This is a genomic window from Novosphingobium indicum (genome assembly GCF_014645195.1).
Taxonomy (GTDB): Bacteria; Pseudomonadota; Alphaproteobacteria; order Sphingomonadales; family Sphingomonadaceae; genus Novosphingobium; species Novosphingobium indicum.
The window spans coordinates 112,675-131,577 of record NZ_BMLK01000004.1; the positions used below are offsets into that span (position 1 = coordinate 112,675).

General features: G+C 62.8%; 19 protein-coding genes and 1 tRNA gene. 9 read left to right on the top strand and 11 right to left on the bottom strand.

Annotated elements, in window-relative coordinates; genetic code table 11:
- The first annotated feature begins 171 nt into the window (after positions 1–171).
- The 3 genes from IEX64_RS05190 to IEX64_RS05200 all read left to right on the top strand — a co-directional run bounded on the left by IEX64_RS05190 (position 172) and on the right by IEX64_RS05200 (position 3,136).
- Positions 172–702: a nuclear transport factor 2 family protein gene (locus IEX64_RS05190; RefSeq protein ID WP_188818625.1), complete on the top strand. Its 531-nt coding sequence runs from the start codon at positions 172–174 to the stop codon at positions 700–702.
- 276 nt (positions 703–978) lie between these two features.
- Positions 979–1,578, top strand: coding sequence for a hypothetical protein (locus tag IEX64_RS05195; RefSeq protein WP_188818626.1), 600 nt, complete (start codon positions 979–981; stop codon positions 1,576–1,578).
- Positions 1,579–1,873: 295 nt separating this feature from the next.
- The gene (locus IEX64_RS05200; RefSeq protein ID WP_188818627.1) at positions 1,874–3,136 is read left to right on the top strand and encodes a chloride channel protein; all 1,263 of its coding nucleotides are present in this window, start codon (positions 1,874–1,876) and stop codon (positions 3,134–3,136) included.
- 78 nt (positions 3,137–3,214) lie between these two features.
- Here IEX64_RS05200 and IEX64_RS05205 read toward each other — a convergent pair.
- Both IEX64_RS05205 and IEX64_RS05210 read right to left on the bottom strand, forming a co-directional pair.
- Positions 3,215–3,291 (bottom strand) — tRNA-Arg (locus tag IEX64_RS05205).
- Between the two features lie 44 nt (positions 3,292–3,335).
- Positions 3,336–3,782, bottom strand: a complete 447-nt coding sequence (locus IEX64_RS05210) for an NUDIX domain-containing protein (RefSeq protein ID WP_188818628.1) — start codon at positions 3,780–3,782, stop codon at positions 3,336–3,338.
- A gap of 98 nt (positions 3,783–3,880) precedes the next feature.
- Between IEX64_RS05210 and IEX64_RS05215 the strand changes: the two genes are divergently transcribed.
- Together IEX64_RS05215 and IEX64_RS05220 are read left to right on the top strand one after the other, a co-directional pair.
- A complete protein-coding gene (locus IEX64_RS05215) occupies positions 3,881–4,069 on the top strand; it encodes a Flp family type IVb pilin (protein WP_188818629.1) in 189 nt (62 codons plus the stop codon).
- 124 nt (positions 4,070–4,193) lie between these two features.
- Positions 4,194–4,364 carry a Flp family type IVb pilin gene (locus IEX64_RS05220; protein WP_188818630.1) on the top strand — a complete coding sequence of 57 codons (171 nt, stop codon included), beginning with the start codon at positions 4,194–4,196 and terminating at the stop codon, positions 4,362–4,364.
- Positions 4,365–4,461: 97 nt separating this feature from the next.
- On the opposite strand, the gene IEX64_RS05225 is transcribed toward IEX64_RS05220, so the two are convergent.
- The 3 genes from IEX64_RS05225 to IEX64_RS05235 form a co-directional block, all read right to left on the bottom strand.
- Positions 4,462–5,973 (bottom strand): M48 family metalloprotease, encoded by a 1,512-nt coding sequence (locus tag IEX64_RS05225; RefSeq protein ID WP_506330848.1) that lies wholly within the window; start codon positions 5,971–5,973, stop codon positions 4,462–4,464.
- 64 nt (positions 5,974–6,037) lie between these two features.
- Positions 6,038–6,925: a tyrosine recombinase gene (locus tag IEX64_RS05230; protein WP_268238437.1), complete on the bottom strand. Its 888-nt coding sequence runs from the start codon at positions 6,923–6,925 to the stop codon at positions 6,038–6,040.
- 7 nt (positions 6,926–6,932) lie between these two features.
- Positions 6,933–8,813: a hypothetical protein gene (locus tag IEX64_RS05235; protein WP_188818631.1), complete on the bottom strand. Its 1,881-nt coding sequence runs from the start codon at positions 8,811–8,813 to the stop codon at positions 6,933–6,935.
- Positions 8,814–9,026: 213 nt separating this feature from the next.
- Between IEX64_RS05235 and IEX64_RS05240 the strand changes: the two genes are divergently transcribed.
- The 4 genes from IEX64_RS05240 (at position 9,027) to IEX64_RS05255 (ending at position 12,475) form a co-directional block, all read left to right on the top strand.
- Positions 9,027–9,614 (top strand): shikimate kinase, encoded by a 588-nt coding sequence (locus IEX64_RS05240; protein WP_188818770.1) that lies wholly within the window; start codon positions 9,027–9,029, stop codon positions 9,612–9,614.
- Entirely contained in the window at positions 9,605–10,720 is a 1,116-nt protein-coding gene (aroB, locus tag IEX64_RS05245) for a 3-dehydroquinate synthase (RefSeq protein ID WP_188818632.1), read from the top strand. The genes IEX64_RS05240 and aroB overlap by 10 nt, the downstream gene beginning before the upstream one ends.
- A 73-nt stretch (positions 10,721–10,793) precedes the next feature.
- Complete coding sequence (locus IEX64_RS05250; protein WP_188818633.1) at positions 10,794–10,979, top strand: DUF3008 family protein; 186 nt, start codon at positions 10,794–10,796, stop codon at positions 10,977–10,979.
- Between the two features lie 95 nt (positions 10,980–11,074).
- Complete coding sequence (locus IEX64_RS05255) at positions 11,075–12,475, top strand: peptide MFS transporter (RefSeq protein ID WP_188818634.1); 1,401 nt, start codon at positions 11,075–11,077, stop codon at positions 12,473–12,475.
- Positions 12,476–12,531: 56 nt separating this feature from the next.
- Here IEX64_RS05255 and IEX64_RS05260 read toward each other — a convergent pair whose 3' ends face one another.
- From IEX64_RS05260 to IEX64_RS05285, 6 genes are read right to left on the bottom strand one after another with little or no spacing between them, the layout of a single operon-like run.
- Positions 12,532–13,320 (bottom strand): acyl-CoA thioesterase, encoded by a 789-nt coding sequence (locus tag IEX64_RS05260; RefSeq protein ID WP_188818635.1) that lies wholly within the window; start codon positions 13,318–13,320, stop codon positions 12,532–12,534.
- Positions 13,320–13,691, bottom strand: coding sequence for a tRNA-binding protein (locus IEX64_RS05265; RefSeq protein WP_188818636.1), 372 nt, complete (start codon positions 13,689–13,691; stop codon positions 13,320–13,322). The genes IEX64_RS05260 and IEX64_RS05265 overlap by 1 nt, the downstream gene beginning before the upstream one ends.
- 3 nt (positions 13,692–13,694) lie before the next feature.
- Positions 13,695–15,716, bottom strand: a complete 2,022-nt coding sequence (locus IEX64_RS05270; protein WP_188818637.1) for an acetyl-CoA carboxylase biotin carboxylase subunit — start codon at positions 15,714–15,716, stop codon at positions 13,695–13,697.
- A complete protein-coding gene (locus tag IEX64_RS05275) occupies positions 15,698–16,525 on the bottom strand; it encodes an alpha/beta hydrolase (protein WP_188818638.1) in 828 nt (275 codons plus the stop codon). The genes IEX64_RS05270 and IEX64_RS05275 overlap by 19 nt, the downstream gene beginning before the upstream one ends.
- A 32-nt stretch (positions 16,526–16,557) precedes the next feature.
- Entirely contained in the window at positions 16,558–17,610 is a 1,053-nt protein-coding gene (gene bioB, locus IEX64_RS05280; RefSeq protein WP_188818639.1) for a biotin synthase BioB, read from the bottom strand.
- Between the two features lie 4 nt (positions 17,611–17,614).
- Complete coding sequence (locus IEX64_RS05285; protein WP_188818640.1) at positions 17,615–18,898, bottom strand: O-acetylhomoserine aminocarboxypropyltransferase; 1,284 nt, start codon at positions 18,896–18,898, stop codon at positions 17,615–17,617.
- Positions 18,899–18,903: the final 5 nt, after the last annotated feature.

The window sequence follows — 18,903 nt, forward strand, 5'->3', positions numbered from 1 at the left end:
CACTTCGGGGGATCAAGCCTCGAAGCCGCGAGGTTGTTCCCTGCGACCGGCTGGAGCCTCGCTCGGCTGTCCCTCTTGCCTCCAGATGTCAGCCGGGATCCAGCCATTGCACCCCAGGCCACGAGCCACAATCCTTACAGATAATTGCACGGGACGATGCGGGAGAAGGACATGTCCACGAAAGTTTCCAAGATCATGGAGGAGCTTGCCGACCGGGAAGCGATCCGCGAATGCCTCTATCGCTATTCGCGCGGCGTGGACCGGCTCGATGCCGACATGGTCCGTTCCGCCTACTGGCCGGACTGCGTCGACGACCACATGGGTTTCACCGGCAATACCGAAGAGTTCATCGCCTGGGCCTTTCCCATCATGGGATCGATGGACCAGACCATGCACCTGATCGGCAATGTCCTGACCGCCATCAATGGCGACACTGCCGAGGTGGAAAGCTATTTCTACGGCATCCACCGCATAAACGTGCCGGAAGGCGGCAAGTCCGACGTCATCGGCGCGGGGCGCTATCTCGACACCTTCGAAAAGCGGGATGACGAGTGGCGCATCGCCAAACGCCTCGTCGTAACCGACTGGTTCCGGCAGTATCCGGACTCTGCCGACTGGTCGCAGGGCATGCTCGGGATCATGGTCGATCCGGGCGGACGCTTCCCCGACGATGAGAGCTATCGGCGCACGAAGATCACCTGAAGCGGCGGTCCGACCCTCTCCTTTTCGCGATTTGGCACGGAAAACTGTCATTTCGCAATTGATCTGCAACCGTTCAGCGGCCATTCGGTTTTAGTGGTGTAAATAATGCACCCTAGCCGTTCGCCCTTGCGCGCGCCTCGACGCCGGCGAACGTTCCTCGGTCCACCGGGCCGGGTCAGCCGTCCGGGCACAGCTTCCGGACCGTGTTTCGTGCCCCCACAGGGTCGGGGGCTATCCGGGATCGCCAACTGGTCCCGCACCGAAGAGGAGTACAACATGAAGAAATCCCTCATCGCCGCCGCGATTGTCGCAGCGAGCCTGGCTCCTGTCGCCGCCACGGCGCAGGATGCAGCCAGCGCGGCTGTCGCCCCGACGGTGGGAGCCAAGGTTTACGGCCCCGAAGGCAACGAAGTTGGTACGGTTGAATCCGTCGCGAACGGTGTGATCACCGTCAGCACGGGCACGGCGCGCGCCGGCCTGCCACCGAGCGCTTTCGCAATGCGCGAAAAGGGCCTGACCATCGGTATGACCAAGGCTCAGCTCGAAGCTGCCGTTAACGGCGCCAAGGCCGAAACCGGCGCTGCGAAGGAAGCAGCCATGGTCGTTGACGCTCCGATCAAGAGCAGCGACGGTATCGTCCTCGGCACGATCTCCAAGATCGAAGGCGACGACGTCACCGTGCAGCTCAGCGATGGCAACGCGGTCATCCTGAAGAAGTCGTACCTCGGCCTCGTGAACGACGCTCTCACGCTCGGCATGACTGCCGAAGCCTTCGCTCAGCAGACCCAGGCAAGCGCCTCTGCAGAAGCTGGTGCCGAAGCCGCTGCACCGGCGGAAGGCGAGGCAGCCGCCACGGAAGAAACTGCCGGCGAATAATCCAGAGACATCCGTCCTGGACGACTGACCGAAGGGCCGGAGCGACCACTCGCTCCGGCCCTTTTTCATGCCTGAGAGCGACTTGGGCCCAAGCGCTCGCGCCCCTTTCCCGAGAAAGCGCGATTTTTCGGGGAAAACCCTTGCTCTTGTCTGTGCGCTTGGCGCAATAGAGCCCGCAAAAGCACCCTGCGCGCTTCGGCGCGTTTTCACACCCAGCCCAGCGAGCGACACCGCCTTGACCTCCCAGGAGAGAATCCGCGAATTTCTTCACGCCGTCCCAGGCTTCGACAACTCCATGGACCTCGCGCGGCGCCGCGCGGCGACGGCGATCGGGGCGATCTCTCTGGGTCTGATAGCCATCGTCTTTGCGTGGCTGGGCGACAAGTCGCAGGAAATCTTCAACCAGTTTCAGGAACAGAACCGCTACCTTCCACTGGTGCTCACTCCAGCCATCTTCGTGGCCGTCGTGTGGATCACCAACCGCTGGTCTCCCGATGCACGCGGTTCCGGCATTCCCCAGGTGATGGCGGCCGGACGCGATCTCGATCTCGCCTATACCAAGCTGCTGTCGATGCCGACGGCCATCGTCAAGCTCCTGCTGACGCTGGCCATGCTGCTCGCGGGCGGGTCCGTGGGCCGCGAAGGACCGACGGTTCAGGTCGCCGCCGCGATCATGATCACCTGCCACAAGATCTTTCGGGTCCCGATGACGGCAGGCGTGCTGATTGCCGGCGGTGCGGCCGGTGTTGCGGCCGCATTCAACACGCCGCTCGCCGGTGTGGCCTTTGCGATCGAGGAACTCGCTGCGGCCTTTGAACAACGCGTTGCCGTGCTCGTCATGGGCGCCGTGGTCATCTCCGGCCTCGTCAGCCTCGGCCTGTCGGGCGACTACATCTATTTCGGCGTGATGCACGAGACGCTGAACGTCAGTTCGGTAGTCATCGTTGCTCCGGTTGCCGGGATCATCGGCGGCGCTCTGGGCGGGCTCTTCTCACGCACGTTGCTGGCGTTCGCCCGAAGCGGTCAACGCTGGTTCGTCTTCTTCCGCCAGCGCCCGGTTCTCCTCGCGCTCATCTGCGGGATCATCGTAGCGGTCGCCGGCGTGATATCCGGCGGGTCGACATGGGGCACCGGCTACGAAGTCACCAAACAGATGGTCGAGGGCCAGCAGGGCGCTTCACCGTGGTTCGGACCGGCCAAACTGCTGGTAACGGCTGCGACTGCCGTGTCCGGCGCTCCCGGCGGCATTTTCGCGCCCTCGCTTTCCGTCGGCGCGGGTGTGGGGCAACTCCTCACGTACTGCTTTCCCGACGATCCCATGTCGGCCGTGATCCTTCTGGGCATGACGGGATACTTCGTGGGCGTCGTGCGCGCGCCGCTCACCGCCGTGATCATCCTCATGGAGACTACGGCGAGCAGAGGCATGATCCTGCCGCTGTTCGCAACGGCCATCATTGCCGACGCCGTCAGCAAGCTGGTGTGCCGCGAGAAGCTCTATCACGGCCTCTCGCACGGTTTCGCCCTCCAGAGCGAACCGCGCCGCGCCAAGCAGGCCTGACGGCGATCGAGAAGGGACAGTCCCGAACGAAGAAGGCCCGGTCGCGCTGACCGGGCCTTCTTCGTTCGGGGAGAGATGTGGCGCGCCCGGAACGATTCGAACGTCCGACCCTCAGATTCGTAGTCTGATGCTCTATCCAGCTGAGCTACGGGCGCGTTGGAGGTGCGCCTTTAGAAAGGGATTCGAGTCCGGTCAACGTCTATATCGCCTTATCGCCCGAGGAATGTCCGCGAAGATACCGATTAAGGGCTTCTGCAAGCGGATAATCCAGCGGCGGCATGGCCAGACCGGCAATCTTTTCCGGATAGAGCCATTCAACGGCTTCTGCTTCCTGCACGCGTGGAATGCCCTGCCATGTGCGGCAAGCGTAAAGAAGAATTACAAGCGGACGCTGCTGGTCCCGACCTCCGCCCGACGGCGGTGCAGTATATCCGCTCGCAAAGCCGACGGGCTCAAGCGTTTCCGGCAGGACACGCAAGGCCAGCTCTTCCTCGAGTTCGCGCACCGCAGCGATCTCGGGAGTCTCGCCCGACTCAACCTTACCCCCCGGGAATTCCCAGAGGCCGCCATGCACCGCCGCGAAATGCCGCTGCTGCATGAGAACTTTTTCGTCCTCATCGACAAGGGCGACAGCAGTAACGAGCAAGGGTGTCAGAATTTCTTCCAGTTCAGATGATCCTGTTAAAGACTAATTAACGCCGCTGTGAGACCCCGAGACGATCGCGGGACGCATGAAGGGTGCCCATGACAAGCTTTCGACGCCTTTCCAATATTATTCGTAATGTTCGAGGGACCTCGTCTGTCGAATACGGTATTATTCTCGGCATGATTGTTCTTGTCGTCTTCCTCGCCATTGAGGGTCTTGCGACCGAAACCATCGGCATGTGGGACGATATTTCCACAAAGTCGTCAAATGCAATCAACGGCAAATAAGTCGGCCGCGGATTTAAGCCTTTTTCAAGATTTCTCACCTAATCCTCAGAACGTCCGAAGCGCAGCAGACAGCTTGAGGCGCAGCGGAACGGGTACATACGACTGCATCATCAGGAGACACATCATGAAGTTTCTCGCCAAGCTGCGCCGCAATGAAGAAGGCGCCACCGCTATCGAATACGGCCTCATCGCCGCTCTCATCGCCGTCGCCGCGATCGCCGCCATGCAGGGCATGGGCTCGCAGCTGACCTCGACCTTCGAGAAGACCTCCTCGACCATGGCTTCGACCAACTAATCGAACCATTCGAGTTGAACGGATTAGGGCGGCAGGGAAACCTGCCGCCCTTTTTCGTTTGTGCCAGCGGCGCTGCAAACCGTCAGCAGTATTGACCTTAGTAGCTGATAATCTTGATTTTCTGTCCGGCCTGAAGCGTCGAATTGGACTGCAGGCCATTGAGCACCAGGAAGCGCTCCAGCTTCGCGTCGGAATAGGCCATGCGCCCGGCAAGGCTCTGAACGGTGTCGCCCGGCTTTACAGTCACGACATCCAGCATACGCGGTTTGACACTTCCCGCCTGCGCCGCTGAGATGCGCTGGAAGCTCTTGAACATCGGATTGAACACGCCGGCCTGCCCCGCCTGCGTGATCGTGACGAAGTGGTAGGCCTTCCCGCCACCGAAGTCGTAAGCGAACACAGTCACATCGACAGGGCCGTTCGAAGCCTGCACCCGCGCCACGCCATAGGCTGCGGGAATGCCATTCACGGCCGCCTTTTCGATATTCGCCGGCGTGATTCGCGTCTGATTCGAATCGGTGAGACTGGCGAAAACCGTATCGATGTAGGCATCGAGGCTGCCCGAGAGGTTGCCGCCAGAGAATTGCGCCTTACCCGATCCACCATTTATCGACACGGCCTGCGTTCCGTTGACCATGTAATAACCGTCCGGCGCCTGGAACGACAGACGCAGCACCGGGTGCGTGAAATTGCTGCCGTCGATAATGCCCTGTTTCGGATCGTCACCGTAGATCAGCCCATCGATGTTGGTCAGGAACCCGTCTCGATTGGTGATGCCCGTGGCATTGGCGCCTGCCTTGGCCAAGGCATCGCGCACACGCGAAGCCGGATCGGGGTGGGTCGAGGCCCATTCCGGGACCTGATTGCTCGTTCCACGCAGCTGGGCCTCGAGCGCGTTCTGCCGGGCAAGGCTTTCCAGCACCGTCGACATGGCGCGCGGATCGTAGCCGGCTCGCTGCAGATAGGCGATACCGAGATCGTCCGCCTCAAGCTCCTGCGAACGCGAATACTTGAGCGTAAGCATTTGCGATCCCTGCGAAAAGACCTGCTGCCCAAGGCGCCCGAAGGCACTGTCGCCCAGCAATACACCGGAGAGAATCGAGCCAAGTGCGCCAAGCAGCTGATTGCGCGACGCCGCTTGTTGCCGCTTGGCCGAGTGCCGTGCAGCAACGTGGCCGACTTCGTGCCCCAGAACGGCGGCAAGCTGCGCCTCGTTGTTCATCAGCGCGGTCAGCTGCCGCGTCACGTAGACGTAGCCGCCCGGAATCGCGAAGGCATTGTTCACCGACGAATTCAGCAAGGTCACCGTAAAGTCGCTGCGCGCATTGCCGAGCCCGGACTGCATGGCGATGCCCTTGCCGACTTTCTCGACATAGGCCGCCTGGGATCCCGTCACGGCACCACCGAATTCCTGCAACAATTGCGGATGGGCCTTGGCGCCTTCCGCTTTGTCAGCCTGGCTGATCGTCGCAGGTGTCGAGGCATCGCCGCTCGAAGCCACGCCTCCACCCGAAGCCGCCGGCACGCAGCCCTGCAGCATAAACGCGAATGCCGTAACCGAACCGGCCGTTATCAACTTCAGCCCGTTCCGGCCGCCTAACTTGAACATAACCTTCCCCTATCGTGATGCGCCGCGCGCATCGCCTTCCGGCACAAAACGATGAACCCTGCGCCTAGTTCCCCTTATTGGCGAGCGGGTGCCGGGCGTTCACCAGTGCAACGAGCCGCGCGCTATCGACATGCGTGTAGATCTGGGTCGTCGCAATGTCGGCATGGCCAAGCAGCATTTGCAGCACGCGCAGGTCCGCGCCGCCTTCAAGCAGATGCGTCGCGAAGGCATGGCGCAGCACATGCGGCGATATGCGCGCGGGATCGATATCGGCGCGCGCTGCAAGGTCGCGCAGCAGCTGGAACAGACGCACTCGTGTGAGATGCCCGCTTGCCCCGCGCGATGGAAACAGGAACTTCGAAGCGTGCGGGCGCCTAAAGGTCAACCAGCGCGACAGGGCCTTACGCGCCCGCGTACTCACCGGGACCATTCTCTGCTGCCCCCCCTTTCCCGTCACATGCAGAAAAGGTGCGTCGTGCGGAACCGACGACACGGGAAGCGACACCAGTTCAGTGGCCCGCAATCCGGAACCGTAGAGGAGTTCCAGCAGGCAGAGCAGCCGGACGGCATCGGGCCTTTCACTTTCAGCCTCCGCTTCGGCAAGCGCCAGAAGCCGCTCGACATCTTCGTGGCTCAGCAAGCGCGGCAGAGGTCTGCGCGTGCGCGGCTTCGGCAGGAAGCCCGAAGGATCGTCTTCGCGCACGCCTTCATCAACGAGAAAGCCGTAAAACTGGCGCAAGGCTGAACACTTGCGGGCGAGGCTGGAAGCAGCAAGGCTGCTCCATGCCTCTCCCAGCGATGCCAGCGCCGATCCATCGGCCGAAGCCAGATCGCCGATCGCTTCCCTAGCCGATTCCAGATCACGTCTATAGGCTGCGAGAGTATTGGCCGCAGCGCCCCGCTCGACCGCCAGCATCGCCAGAAAGCGTTCGGGGAGATCGTCTCCCGCCACGGCCCGCTCAGGCTCTGGCGACGGCTTCCGCCGCAATCATGCGCGCTTCGGCTTCGAAGCCGACACGGCGCAGAGCGGAAACGATATGATAGAGATAACGCGGCGTCATGCGATGCCAGTTCGTTCCCTGCATGCCGAACCCTGCCAGCAGGACCACACTTGCGCTATCGCCCCGCTCCGCTGCGCTGTCGATTGCCCGGGTCCAGCGGGTATCCGCCCCGAGGCCCAGCGACATGTCGTTAGAGTAGCGCTCGAATTCGCTCGGCCCCAAACGCTCGAGCCCGGCAAGCCCGGCCACCAGGAAAGAGGACTTGCGCTTGTCCGCGCTTTCGTCCGCATCGATGAATGTGTCGAGCGACGAAGTGGAAACAGGGTTCGTGCGGCCCGGAGCGGCCAGAACGAGCATGCCCCAGCTCTGGCTACCTGCCGGGACGACCGAAGACCAACGTACTGCATTGGCGTCGTACCCTGCCGACAGCATCGAAGCGATGAGCGGTGCCGCTTCGTCAGCCAGGTCCTCGCTTGCCGGCATGCGCGCAGCGGCGGCCGCTGTCAGCACTTGCCGCCCATAGCGGGCCGAAGCATCGCCCGCCCCGTCCCACAGCGACTGCATGGCCGAAAGCCGCGCTTCACTGTCGCTCAGGGTATAGGCGTTGCGCAGGCTCTCCGCGCGCTCCTGCCAGTCGCCGCTCACTTCCGCATCGGAATAGATCTGCGCATAGAGATCGACCATGGCGGCATTCGACAGCACACCCGATGCCCCTGCCCGATCCGCCGCGGTTGCGCGGCGCTCGAGACCGACCATGGGCGCCAGCGCAGTGACGTAGCTGTATTCGGAGCCTGCGGTATCCACAAGGCGCTTGGGCGGCTCTACGCCGACACCAATCGCCAGACCGTAGCGCCATGGCGTCAGGGCATCGACGTTATCCCACTCGATGGTCACGGCGCGCCGCGTCTTGCCGGCGGCCCCGGCGTACTTCTGCGCCAAAAGCAGATCGATCTTGGGCATGGAGCCGCGCGAAACGTCACGATCGAGCTGGGAAAGCGCGGCGCGGCTGTTGCCCCGGAAGGCTTCACAGATGGTCTTGGCCGTCTCCCAGTGCGAATCGTCGCGCAAGGAGCCTTGCGTTGCCATGATCGGGCAAAGCCCGGTGAAATCGGCGGTCTTCTCGTAAACGCCGAGCGCTACATTGCCCACGGCGGGGGTGTAGTCGGCTATGTCGACGTCCTGCAGCAAGGCCCTCGCCGCATCGGTTTCCCCCATGCGCAACAGCAGACCCACACGCAGGGCAAGAAAGTCCTGCGGCGTCATTCCCTGCGGCGCCTGCAAACGCGACAGCAGGGCGCGGCGCATCAGGATATGGCCCCAGCGCGAAACCAGCGTTCCCTTGTTGCCCGAGAGCACGAGATCGACCAGTTGCGCGCTCTGACCCGCAAGCGAGTCTGCAGCAAGACCACCCTCGCTCTGATCGAGAAGACCTGCCCGTTCCATCGAGCGACGCGCCTGCGGCGGCATGTCGAAAACGACCTGGCTGCCGAACAGCGCTTCGAAGTCCTCCGGCGTCATCTTCGCCAGTTCCTGGAGACTGGGAACACGCTTGAGCACGTCCTGACCGCCACTGGAGGCCGGTTGCTCATCGGCATCGGCAGCCTGATCCGGAAGCGCTTGAACGACCGGTGTGGACACCGAGCCGCTGCTTGACGCGCTCGAGGATGACGTCGGCGTCGCTGCAGGCCGCGAGGGAGCCGGTCGCTGAGTAGGCGTTGGCGTCGAGGTGGGTGCGTCCTCGAACATCTTGGGCAGGAGAGACTCTGGCGCATCCTGCGCCACCGCCCATGCGGACGTCAGAACCAGCGCAGCACCGGCAAGCAGATAGGCAGCCCTCATCGCGGCAACTCCGGCACGGGAACGGAAATCGTAATGTCGTGCACCGGACGACGCCCGGCGTCGACCCACGCATACGTGCACAGGGCAATGGCGGAAATCGGAACTGCCACGGCGATCGCTATCAACACCCCTCGCCCGCGCATTTGGATCGTCACTCGCCTTCCTTTACCTGTGCTTGCGCTGCGACCTAGCGCAACTATAGGCAGTGGAGCAATGGACGTTCAACAAACCCACTTTTCCGCTCAGGAAATCGCGGGTCTGGCGCGGCAGCTGGACCGCCCCATCGTGCTCGTGGGCATGATGGGCGTAGGCAAGTCCAGCGTCGGCAAACGGCTCGCGGGCTTGCTGGGCTGCGCTTTCGTCGACGCGGACGAGGAAATCGAACATTCCGCGCAGATGACCATCCCCGAAATCTTCGAGGATTTCGGGGAAGACTATTTTCGCGATGGTGAGCGCCGCGTGATTGCGCGGTTAATCAGCGAAAGCACCGAAGAGCCCGGCTGCAACATCGTCATCGCCACGGGCGGCGGCGCATTCTGCAATCCGGAAACCCGGGCGCTCATTTTGGACAAGGCGATCACCGTCTGGCTCGACAGCGAGATCGACACGCTGGTCGAACGCACCGCGCGCAAGGACAACCGCCCCCTGCTCAAGGAAGGCGACCCGCGCGAGATCCTGACGCGCCTGCGCAACGAACGCGCGCCTCTCTATGCGCAAGCCCCGATCCATGTGGTCAGTGGCAGCGGGCCGCATGTTCAGACCATCAACAAAGTCCTCCAGGGAATTTCGCAATGGCTGTGATCCCCGTCGATATCGCCGGTCGCCCCTACGAAGTTCGCGTGGGCGCAGGCCTTCTCGCCGAACTCGTGCCGCATTGCCGCGGCCGCCTCCGCAAACGCGGCGTGCCCATCGTCACCGACAGCAACGTCCATGCCGCGTGGGGCGACGTCATCGAAAAGAGCCTGCGCGACAACGGCCATGAACCGCACTGGCGCATCCTGCCCCCGGGCGAACAGACCAAGTCATGGGATGAACTCGCCGCCACGGTAAACTGGCTGCTGGCGCTGGAAGTCGAGCGGGGAGATCACATTATCGCGCTGGGCGGCGGCGTCATCGGCGATCTCACCGGGTTTTGCGCCTCCGTGCTCAAGCGAGGGTGCAAGTTCATCCAGGTGCCCACGACGCTGCTCGCACAAGTCGATTCCAGCGTGGGCGGAAAGACCGCCATCAACACGCCCGCGGGCAAGAATCTTGTCGGGGCCTTTCACCAGCCCTCGCTGGTGCTGGCCGATCTGTCCGCGCTTGAAACGCTGCCCGAACGCGAACTGCTCGCCGGTTATGCCGAAGTCGTGAAGTATGGCCTCATCGACGATGCCGATTTCTTCGCCTGGTGCGAACGTAATGGTTCCGCGCTCATCGCCGGCGACAGCGCGCTGCGCGAATACGCCGTTTCGCATTCGGTAGCAGCCAAGGCGCGCATTGTCGCCGAGGACGAATTCGAAACCACCGGCAAGCGGGCCCTGCTCAATCTCGGCCATACCTTCGGCCATGCGCTGGAGGCCGAGACCGGCTTTTCCAACCGCCTGCTCCATGGCGAAGCCGTCGCGCTCGGCATGGTGCTGGCCGTGCGCTATTCGGCGCGCAAGGGACTCATGCCACGGGCCAGCGCCGAACGCGTGGCGCAGCATATCGATGAAGTCGGACTGCCTGCCTCGCTGCCGGCTCTCGGGCTGGATTGCGACGGCAGCGGACTCGCCAGGCACATGCTGCACGACAAGAAGATGGATGCGGGAACGCTGCCCTTCCTCCTGCTGCACGGCATCGGCAAGACTTACCTCGACAAGGAGGTGTCTCTGGACGACGTAGCCGCATTCCTTAACCAGGAACTCGCGCGCGAAACCGCCTGACGCCCTCCGCTCAACAGGCCGATCCGGAACCGCCTGGGCGGCGGATGCATTTTCTCCGTGAAAGGAGAAAATCATGCCAGCCAAGTCCAAAGCCCAACAGAAAGCCGCGGGAGCAGCCCTGTCCGCCAAGCGCGGCGAAACGAAGAAGAGCGATCTTCAGGGCGCCGCGCGGGACATGTACGATTCCATGTCCGAGCAGCAGCTCAAGGACTTCGCCGAAAGCGACCGCAAGGGCAAACCCGAGCACGTTGACGACTGACGTCAGGCCTTCCCGAATTGGGGTCCTTCCGGCGTGACATTGCCGAATGGCGTGTCTAAGTTGCGCGACAAGACAACAATAATACGAGGGTCGCCATGACAGCCGCCGAAGCCACGCCGGAACTCGACTTCCCCGAGGAAGCCGTGCACGACGACCGTGCTTTTCTCGGACATCCCAAGGGTTTAGGCTTTCTCGGCATGGTCGAGGCGTGCGAGCGCTTCTCGTATTATTCCATGCAGACGCTGCTGACGCTCTACATGGTGAAGTACCTCCTGCTGCCCGGACGGCAGGAAAGCGTGATCGGCCTTGCCTGGCTCAAGACCCACATCTTTCCGGGGCTGGAAGGACAGCCGCTCGCCTCTGAAATCTTCGGCGTCTATACAGCCACGGTCTACCTGACACCGATCCTCGGCGGCATACTGGCCGACCTCCTGCTTGGCCGCCGCGCCGCGCTGATTGCCGGTGCGCTCATCATGTCGCTGGGCCACTTCCTGATGGCCTTCGAGAGCGCTTTCCTCTTCGCGCTGATCTCGCTCGTCGTCGGCGTCGGTTTGTTCAAAGGCAACATCGCCAGCCAGGTCGGCGAGCTCTACGGCCCCAACGACAACCGCCGCGCAATGGCGTTCCAGATCTTCTACATCTTTATCAACGTCTCGGTGATTGCAGCCCCGCTCGTCTCTGGCACTCTGGGCGAAAAAGTAGGCTGGCACTGGGGCTTCGGCTGCGCCGGCGTGGTCATGGTGCTGGGCCTATTCCTGTATATCTTCGCTCGTCCGTGGTTGCCTGCCGACAGCGGCAAGCCGGAAAAATCGGCAGAGCCGCGTGCCAAGTTTCAGCCCGGAGACGGCCCTCGCGTACTGGCCGTGCTGGTGCTGGTGCCGATCATGGCCGTCTCGCTCCTGACCAATCAGGAAATCTTCAACGCCTATCTCGTCTGGGCCGATCAGCAATTCCAGCTCACCTTTTTCGGCACGACGCTGCCGACCAGCTGGATGATCACGATCGACGCAACGCTCAGCTTCTCGATGCTGGTTGCTGTCGCTGCCTTCTGGGCCTGGATCGGCGGACGTACCGGCAAGGAGCCGGACGAGCTGGGCAAGATGCTCATCGGCTGCGTCTTCATCATTGGCGGCGGGCTGTGCCTCTACACGGCAGCTACCACCCAAGGGTCTGGCAAGATCGGGCTGTTCTGGCCGGTGATGTTCCACCTCGTGAACTCGATCGGCTTCGCGCATCTCCTGCCGGTCAGCCTGGCGCTGTTTACACGACTGGCGCCGCGCGCGCTCAACGCCTCGATCATAGGGATTTATTACCTGTCGTTCTTCGGTGCGAACCTTGCCGTGGGCAAGATCGGCACGCTGTTCGAGACGATGCCGACACCGCAGTTCTGGCTGCTGCACGTAGCCTCGGCCGTGATCGCCCTCGTCGGCTTCGGTGCCTTCAAGCTGTTTCTGGCCGACCGGCTTATGGGACAGCCGGATACGGCCTCCGGCTAGCCCCCTTTCCATTGGTGGCGACTTCGCTCGACACCAATGGCATTGGAGTTCTCAAATTAGCCGAAAATCGCGATGGACTGCATGCCGGCCATGACCGGCTCGCCCTGCGTGTTCCAGATCGCCATGCGCTGGCTGGAGCAGCCCTGTTCGGCATAATCGCCGACGGTACGCAGCAACCACCACCCATCCTGTGTGGTCGGAGCCGGCGTCAGCAGATTGACCTGCCAGTGCATGGTGGAAACCGGCACGACCGCATTGAGCATGGGCATGACGCCGGGCGGCAGGGCATCGCCTACGAGCAGCATCTCGACCATCGCGTCGAGACCTCGCCGCTCGGTGGCGCGCACCCAGCGGCACATCTCGGGGCGCTTGCCGTCGCGTGGCGGCAGTGCGTGGCGGGTCTCGAAATTGTTGGCAAGGAAAGCCGGGGTGTGCCGGGTGTATGACACCTCTCGCGTAGCATAACAGGCAACGAGACCCTTGGGCACGGGCCGGTCGTTGATGTGGAGGCCGCTGTCGACGGCGCCCATGAAGACAAAGCTGGCGCTGAAGGCGAGGCCTTTCTCTCCATGAATTTCCGCTGCGACCCAAGTGGCATTGCGCCCTGCCCGTTCGATCCGGGCACGCGCCTCGACGCGTCCGCTCACCGGCGCTATCATCGCCATCTGCGCCGAGCGCAGCGGCGGCAAGCCATCACCACCCACCTTGCAGGCAGCAGCAAGAGCCAGTGCCGAGGAAAATCCGCCGTAGGCCGTGCGCCCTTGGTGCCAGGTTTCGGGCACGGTCAGCGCAAGGCCATCGTCCAGGGACTCCGCCTCGGCCAGTAGCCCGCCAAACCCGGTCATCAGAACAGCCGCGATCCGTTGGGCACAGCCTTGTCCGGCGAGAACAGCGTCACACGACCTTCCTCATCAGCGAAGCCCAGCGTGAGCACTTCGGACAGCGCCTTGCCGATCTGACGCTTCGGGAAGTTCACTACCGCAGCCACCTGCCGACCGACCAGATCCTCAGGCGTATAGAGCGCCGCGACTTGCCCGACGCTCTTCTTTTCGCCGATACCCGGACCGAAATCGATCCGCAGCTTGTAGCTCGGCTTACGCGCGCCTTCGTAGACTTCCGCCGCGACGACGGTGCCCACGCGAATGTCGACTTTCAGGAAGTCGTCAAACGCAATCTCGGCACCGGCGGACGCGGCGGGATCGTGATCGAGATGCAACGGTTACTCCAGCTCGAGAATAACCGCGTCCACGGCAAGGCTGTCACCGGCCTTGGCGTTGACCGACTTCACCACGCCCGACTTTTCGGCGCGCAGGATGTTTTCCATCTTCATCGCCTCGATCACGGCCAGCGGCTGCCCGGACTCGACCTTGTCGCCTTCGGCAACATTCAGCGAAACGAGCAGGCCGGGCATCGGGCAGATGAGGTACTTCGAAAGATCCGGCGGGATCTTTTCGATCATGTGCTGCGACAACGAAGCCACGCGCGTCGGCAGGCAGCCGATCTGGTGGATCGCACCGCGCGTCGTCATCTTGAAGCCGAGGCGCGTAGGCTCGATCTTGATCGTGATGTCCTCGCCATCGACTTCGGCGTCGATGAAGCGGTCACCCGGCGTATACTCCAGCGCCAGTTCGACTTCGGCGCCATTCACGACGACGGTTTCTTCGCCGATCACGACTTCGAAAGCCTCCTTGTCGATCGTCACCGTCCATTCCGACGGCGGATCGAGCGGCGTCGCGAGTTGACCGTCGACACGACGCGAACGATCCGACCGTGCCGTGGCGACGAAGGCGCCGATCGCGGCAAGCTTGACCTTGAGGTCATCCGATGCCGGAGCGCCGTGGAAGCCTTCCGGATACTCTTCAGCGATGAAGCCCGTGGTCAGTTCGCCGGAGCGGAAGCGCGGGTGCTGCATGATGGCAGAAACGAAGTCGATGTTGTGACCGAGCCCCTCGATCTCGAAGGCATCGAGCGCCGCAATCTGCTTGTCCGCCGCTTCGTCGCGCGTCTCGCCCCAGGTCACCAGCTTGGCGATCATCGGGTCGTAGAACATCGAAACCTGGCCGCCTTCATAGACGCCGTCGTCGACACGGATGCCGTCGACGCCGCGGCGGCCATTCTCGGCGCCATCGTCGGTCCAGCCTTCCACCGGCGGGTTGTAGCGCACGAGGCGACCGGTCGAGGGCAGGAAGCCGCGATAGGGATCTTCGGCATAGACGCGGTTCTCGATGGCCCAGCCATCGATCTTAACGTCGTTCTGCGTCATTTCCAGTTTCTGGCCGGCGGCAACGCGGATCATCTGCTCGACAAGGTCGACGCCGGTGATCGCTTCGGTGACCGGGTGCTCCACCTGCAGACGGGTGTTCATTTCCAGGAAGTAGAAGCTCTCGCCCGTCGGGTCGGCGCCCGAGACGATCAGTTCCACCGTACCCGCCGAATAATAGCCCACGGCCTTCGACAACGCGACGCACTGCTCGCCCATGGCCTTGCGCATTTTCGGCGTAACGAAGGGGGACGGCGCTTCCTCGACCACCTTCTGGTGGCGGCGCTGAATCGAGCATTCGCGCTCGTTCAGGTACAGGATGTTGCCGTGTTTGTCGCCGAGGATCTGGATCTCGATGTGGCGCGGGTTGAGAATGAATTTCTCAATGAAAACACGATCATCGCCGAAGGAGTTGAGGCCTTCGCGCTTGGTCGCCTCGAAGCCTTCGCGCACGTCCTGCTCGGAATAGGCAAGGCGCATGCCCTTGCCGCCACCGCCGGCCGAAGCCTTCATCATCACCGGATAGCCGATCTCGTTCGAGATGCGCACAGCGTGTTCGGTGTCCTCGATCTCGCCGACGTAGCCCGGCACGACGTTGACGCCGGCTTCCTTGGCGAGCTTCTTGGACTCGATCTTGTCACCCATCGCGGCAATCGCATTCACGGGTGGGCCGATGAACTCGATACCCTCTGCCGCCAGCGCCTCGGCGAACGAGGTGCGCTCGGAAAGGAAGCCATAGCCCGGGTGTACCGCCTCTGCGCCGGTCTGCTTGCAGGCGGCGATGATCTTGTCGGCGATCAGGTAGGATTCCGAGGCCGGCGGCGGACCGATGTGGACGGCCTCGTCGGCCATCTGCACGAAGGGCGCCATGGCGTCGGCGTCCGAATAGACGGCCACCGTCTGGATGCCCATGCGGCGAGCGGTCTTGATGACGCGGCAGGCGATCTCGCCCCGGTTTGCAATCAGGATTTTTTTGAACATGTCACCTCGAAGCCCCAATCGGGGTCATGCGTGTTAGCGGTCGGAAAAAGAAACTGGAGCGCCTGCGGCGTGAGTACGTGATAGGCCGTGGCGTGGGTCAGGTCCGTGCGCGGAACGAGGCAGGCCTTGTCGCCGGCAGCTGCCGCGAATAGCTCTGCGCCCTGCTCGGTCTCGGGCCCTTCGTTGGAATAGGTAAGGTAGATCGGTCCGCGATCTTTGCCGTCCGCCACACTCCTTGCAGCGGACCTCGCCAAAGACTGCTCATCCCACCACAGGCTGGCGTCGATCGCTGCATAGCGATCGAACAATGTCGGTTCGACAAGCCAGGTTTCGGCAATGAACAGTCCGGCCAGCGATTCCCCCATGACCGCGTCTTCGCCATTGGTACGATAGTCGGCCTCGATCATCGGCTTGACCGCGTCATGCAGGAAAGCGCGAAACTCAGCCGACTTGCCAGCGGTAGGAAACTGCTTCCGTTGCGCTGCATTGCCGGGCGTACCGATCAGTTCGGCGCGACGATCCTTTGTCTCAATGCCGACAACAATAGCCGGCTTGGAACGTCCCCAAAGCGCGTTGAGAGCACTCGTCCCGGTCACGTGCAGGAAGTCCTGCGACAGACCTCCGTCTATGAGGTAGAGCACCGGGTAACGACCGTCCGTCTGTGCATAACCCTCCGGCAGATAGACATTGACCTCCCTGATGTCGCCCTCCCCGTAGGCGAGCATATGCGTCTCACCAATGGTGATAGGACGCACATCGTCGGTCGCCGGAGCCGCAGCGGAGGCTGCGGTCCAAGCGGATGCGGTCATCGCCAGCAAAACAGGGAGAGCCGGAAGGCGCACTATTCGGCAGCCTCCAGCTTCACGCAGCCCTTGGGCATGCGCGAGGCTTCCACCTGCGCCTGTGTTTCGCTGATGGCCATCGGCTTGATGCCGAGCCGCGCAAACATCGCCGCATCGGTGTCGTCGCCCGCGTTGGGCGCGGTCAGCAGCTTGTCGCCGGTGAAGATCGAGTTCGCGCCCGCCATGAAGCACATCGCCTGGGTCATCTCGGACATGGACTCGCGCCCCGCCGAGAGGCGCACCATCGAGTGGGGCATGGTGATGCGCGCGACTGCCACGGTGCGCACGAATTCCACGTCGTCGATCTTGGCGAGCGGTGTGTCGGCGAGCATGTCGCCCAGCACCGTGCCCTTGACCGGGACCAGCGCGTTGACCGGCACCGACTGCGGATGGTCGGGCAGCGTCGCCAGCGTGTGGACGAAGCCCACGCGGTCCTCGCGCGTCTCGCCCATGCCGACGATGCCGCCCGAGCAGACGTTGATCCCGGCGCGGCGCACTTCGGAAAGCGTGTCGAGACGGTCCTCCATCGTGCGCGTGGTGATCACCTGATCGTAGCGCTCGGGCGAGGTGTCGATATTGTGGTTGTAGTAATCGAGCCCGGCTTCCTTGAGCATGTCGGCCTGCTGCGGCGTCAGCATGCCGAGCGTCATGCAGGTTTCCATGCCCATCTCGCGCACGCCCTTCACCATCTCGATGATGGCGGGCATGTCGCGGTCCTTGGGATTACGCCAGGCGGCGCCCATGCAGAAGCGGGTGGATCCCTGATCGGCCGCCTGCGCCGCGCGCTGCAGCACGGCCTGCACATCCATCAGCTTAGTCGCCTTGACCCCCGAATCCGCCTTCACCGACTGCGAACAATAGCCGCAGTCCTCTGCGCAGCCGCCGGTCTTGATCGACAGCAGCGTGGAGAGCTGCACTTCATTGGCCGCATGGTTCGCGCGGTGAACCTCGGCAGCGCGGAAGACCAGCTCGGTAAACGGCAGGTCAAACAGCGCCGCGATTTCCTCGCGCGTCCAGTCGTTACGGGTTTCTGTCTGGGGGGCTTCAGTCATAAGGTCAGATTTGCTCCAGGGCCTGTGCAAGGTCAGCCTTGATATCGTCGATATGCTCGATGCCAATGGAGAGGCGCACCACGTCGGGCGCCGCGCCGGCAGTTTCGAGTTCATGTGGCTCGAGCTGGCTATGGGTGGTCGATGCCGGGTGGATGATGAGCGAGCGGGTGTCGCCGATGTTGGCGAGGTGGCTGAACAGCTTGACGCTCGAAACGAGCTTCACGCCCGCTTCCATGCCGCCCTTCACGCCAAACGTGAAAACCGCACCGCCCTTGCCGCCGAGATAGGTCTGGGCAAGGCCGTTGTAGGCATCGCCGGGAAGACCGGCATAGGACACCCATTTCACCTTCGGATGATCCTGCAGCCACGTCGCCAGTTCCAGCGCGTTGGCGCAGTGGCGCTCCATGCGCAGGGCCAGCGTTTCCATACCGGTCAGCGTCAGGAACGCGTTCATCGGGGCCATGGCAGGACCGAGGTCGCGCAGGCCGAGCACGCGGCAGGCGATAATGAATGCAATCGGACCAATTGGCGCCAGCGCGTCGTTGAGGACAACGCCATGATAGGACGAATTCGGCTCGGTCAGAGTGGGGAACTTGCCGCTTGCCGCCCAGTCGAACTTTCCGGAATCGACGATCAGACCGCCCACCGAATTACCATGGCCGTTCAAGAACTTGGTGCAGGAATAGACGGCGATGTCCGCACCATGGTCGAACGGACGGCACAGCATCGGGGTGGCCATCGTGTTGTCGACAATCAGCGGCACGCCCGCATCGTGGGCAATCTTGGCGATCGCCGCGATATCCATGACGATGCCGCCCGGATTGGCTAGGCTTTCAATGAAGACGCAGCGCGTGTTCTCGTCGATAGCGGCCGCGATGTTGGCCGGATCGCTGGCGTCAACGAACTTGGAGTCCCAACCGAACTTCTTGAAGCTGTGACCGATCTGGTTGAGCGAGCCACCGTAGAGACGCGAAGCTGCCACGATATTGCAGCCCGGCTCCATCAGGGTGTGGAAGGCGAGGAACTGCGCGGCATGGCCCGAGGCCACTGCCAGCGCGCCAACGCCACCCTCCAGCGCGGTGATCTTCTTTTCCAGCACATCGCAGGTCGGATTCATGATCCGCGTGTAGATGTTGCCGAATTCCTGCAGGCCGAACAGACGGGCGGCGTGATCGGCATCGTCGAACACGTAGCTCGCGGTCTGGTAGATCGGCGTAATGCGCGCCTTGGTGGTGGGATCGGGTTCCGCACCACCATGGATCGCGAGCGTTTCAAGTGCCTGTGTCATTGCAT

Bases quoted from the DNA above. Each gene is read 5' to 3' on its own strand.
- IEX64_RS05235 (WP_188818631.1), bottom strand. From the start codon at position 8,813: ATGAGGGCTGCCTATCTGCTTGCCGGTGCTGCGCTGGTTCTGACGTCC.
- IEX64_RS05260 (WP_188818635.1), bottom strand. From the start codon at position 13,320: ATGACCGGGTTTGGCGGGCTACTGGCCGAGGCGGAGTCCCTGGACGAT.
- IEX64_RS05215 (WP_188818629.1), top strand. From the start codon at position 3,881: ATGACAAGCTTTCGACGCCTTTCCAATATTATTCGTAATGTTCGAGGG.
- IEX64_RS05220 (WP_188818630.1), top strand. From the start codon at position 4,194: ATGAAGTTTCTCGCCAAGCTGCGCCGCAATGAAGAAGGCGCCACCGCT.
- IEX64_RS05200 (WP_188818627.1), top strand. From the start codon at position 1,874: ATGGACCTCGCGCGGCGCCGCGCGGCGACGGCGATCGGGGCGATCTCT.
- IEX64_RS05250 (WP_188818633.1), top strand. From the start codon at position 10,794: ATGCCAGCCAAGTCCAAAGCCCAACAGAAAGCCGCGGGAGCAGCCCTG.
- IEX64_RS05195 (WP_188818626.1), top strand. From the start codon at position 979: ATGAAGAAATCCCTCATCGCCGCCGCGATTGTCGCAGCGAGCCTGGCT.
- IEX64_RS05275 (WP_188818638.1), bottom strand. From the start codon at position 16,525: ATGACCGCATCCGCTTGGACCGCAGCCTCCGCTGCGGCTCCGGCGACC.
- IEX64_RS05225 (WP_506330848.1), bottom strand. From the start codon at position 5,973: ATGTTCAAGTTAGGCGGCCGGAACGGGCTGAAGTTGATAACGGCCGGT.
- aroB (WP_188818632.1), top strand. From the start codon at position 9,605: ATGGCTGTGATCCCCGTCGATATCGCCGGTCGCCCCTACGAAGTTCGC.
- IEX64_RS05270 (WP_188818637.1), bottom strand. From the start codon at position 15,716: ATGTTCAAAAAAATCCTGATTGCAAACCGGGGCGAGATCGCCTGCCGC.
- bioB (WP_188818639.1), bottom strand. From the start codon at position 17,610: ATGACTGAAGCCCCCCAGACAGAAACCCGTAACGACTGGACGCGCGAG.
- IEX64_RS05190 (WP_188818625.1), top strand. From the start codon at position 172: ATGTCCACGAAAGTTTCCAAGATCATGGAGGAGCTTGCCGACCGGGAA.
- IEX64_RS05285 (WP_188818640.1), bottom strand. From the start codon at position 18,898: ATGACACAGGCACTTGAAACGCTCGCGATCCATGGTGGTGCGGAACCC.
- IEX64_RS05240 (WP_188818770.1), top strand. From the start codon at position 9,027: ATGGACGTTCAACAAACCCACTTTTCCGCTCAGGAAATCGCGGGTCTG.
- IEX64_RS05255 (WP_188818634.1), top strand. From the start codon at position 11,075: ATGACAGCCGCCGAAGCCACGCCGGAACTCGACTTCCCCGAGGAAGCC.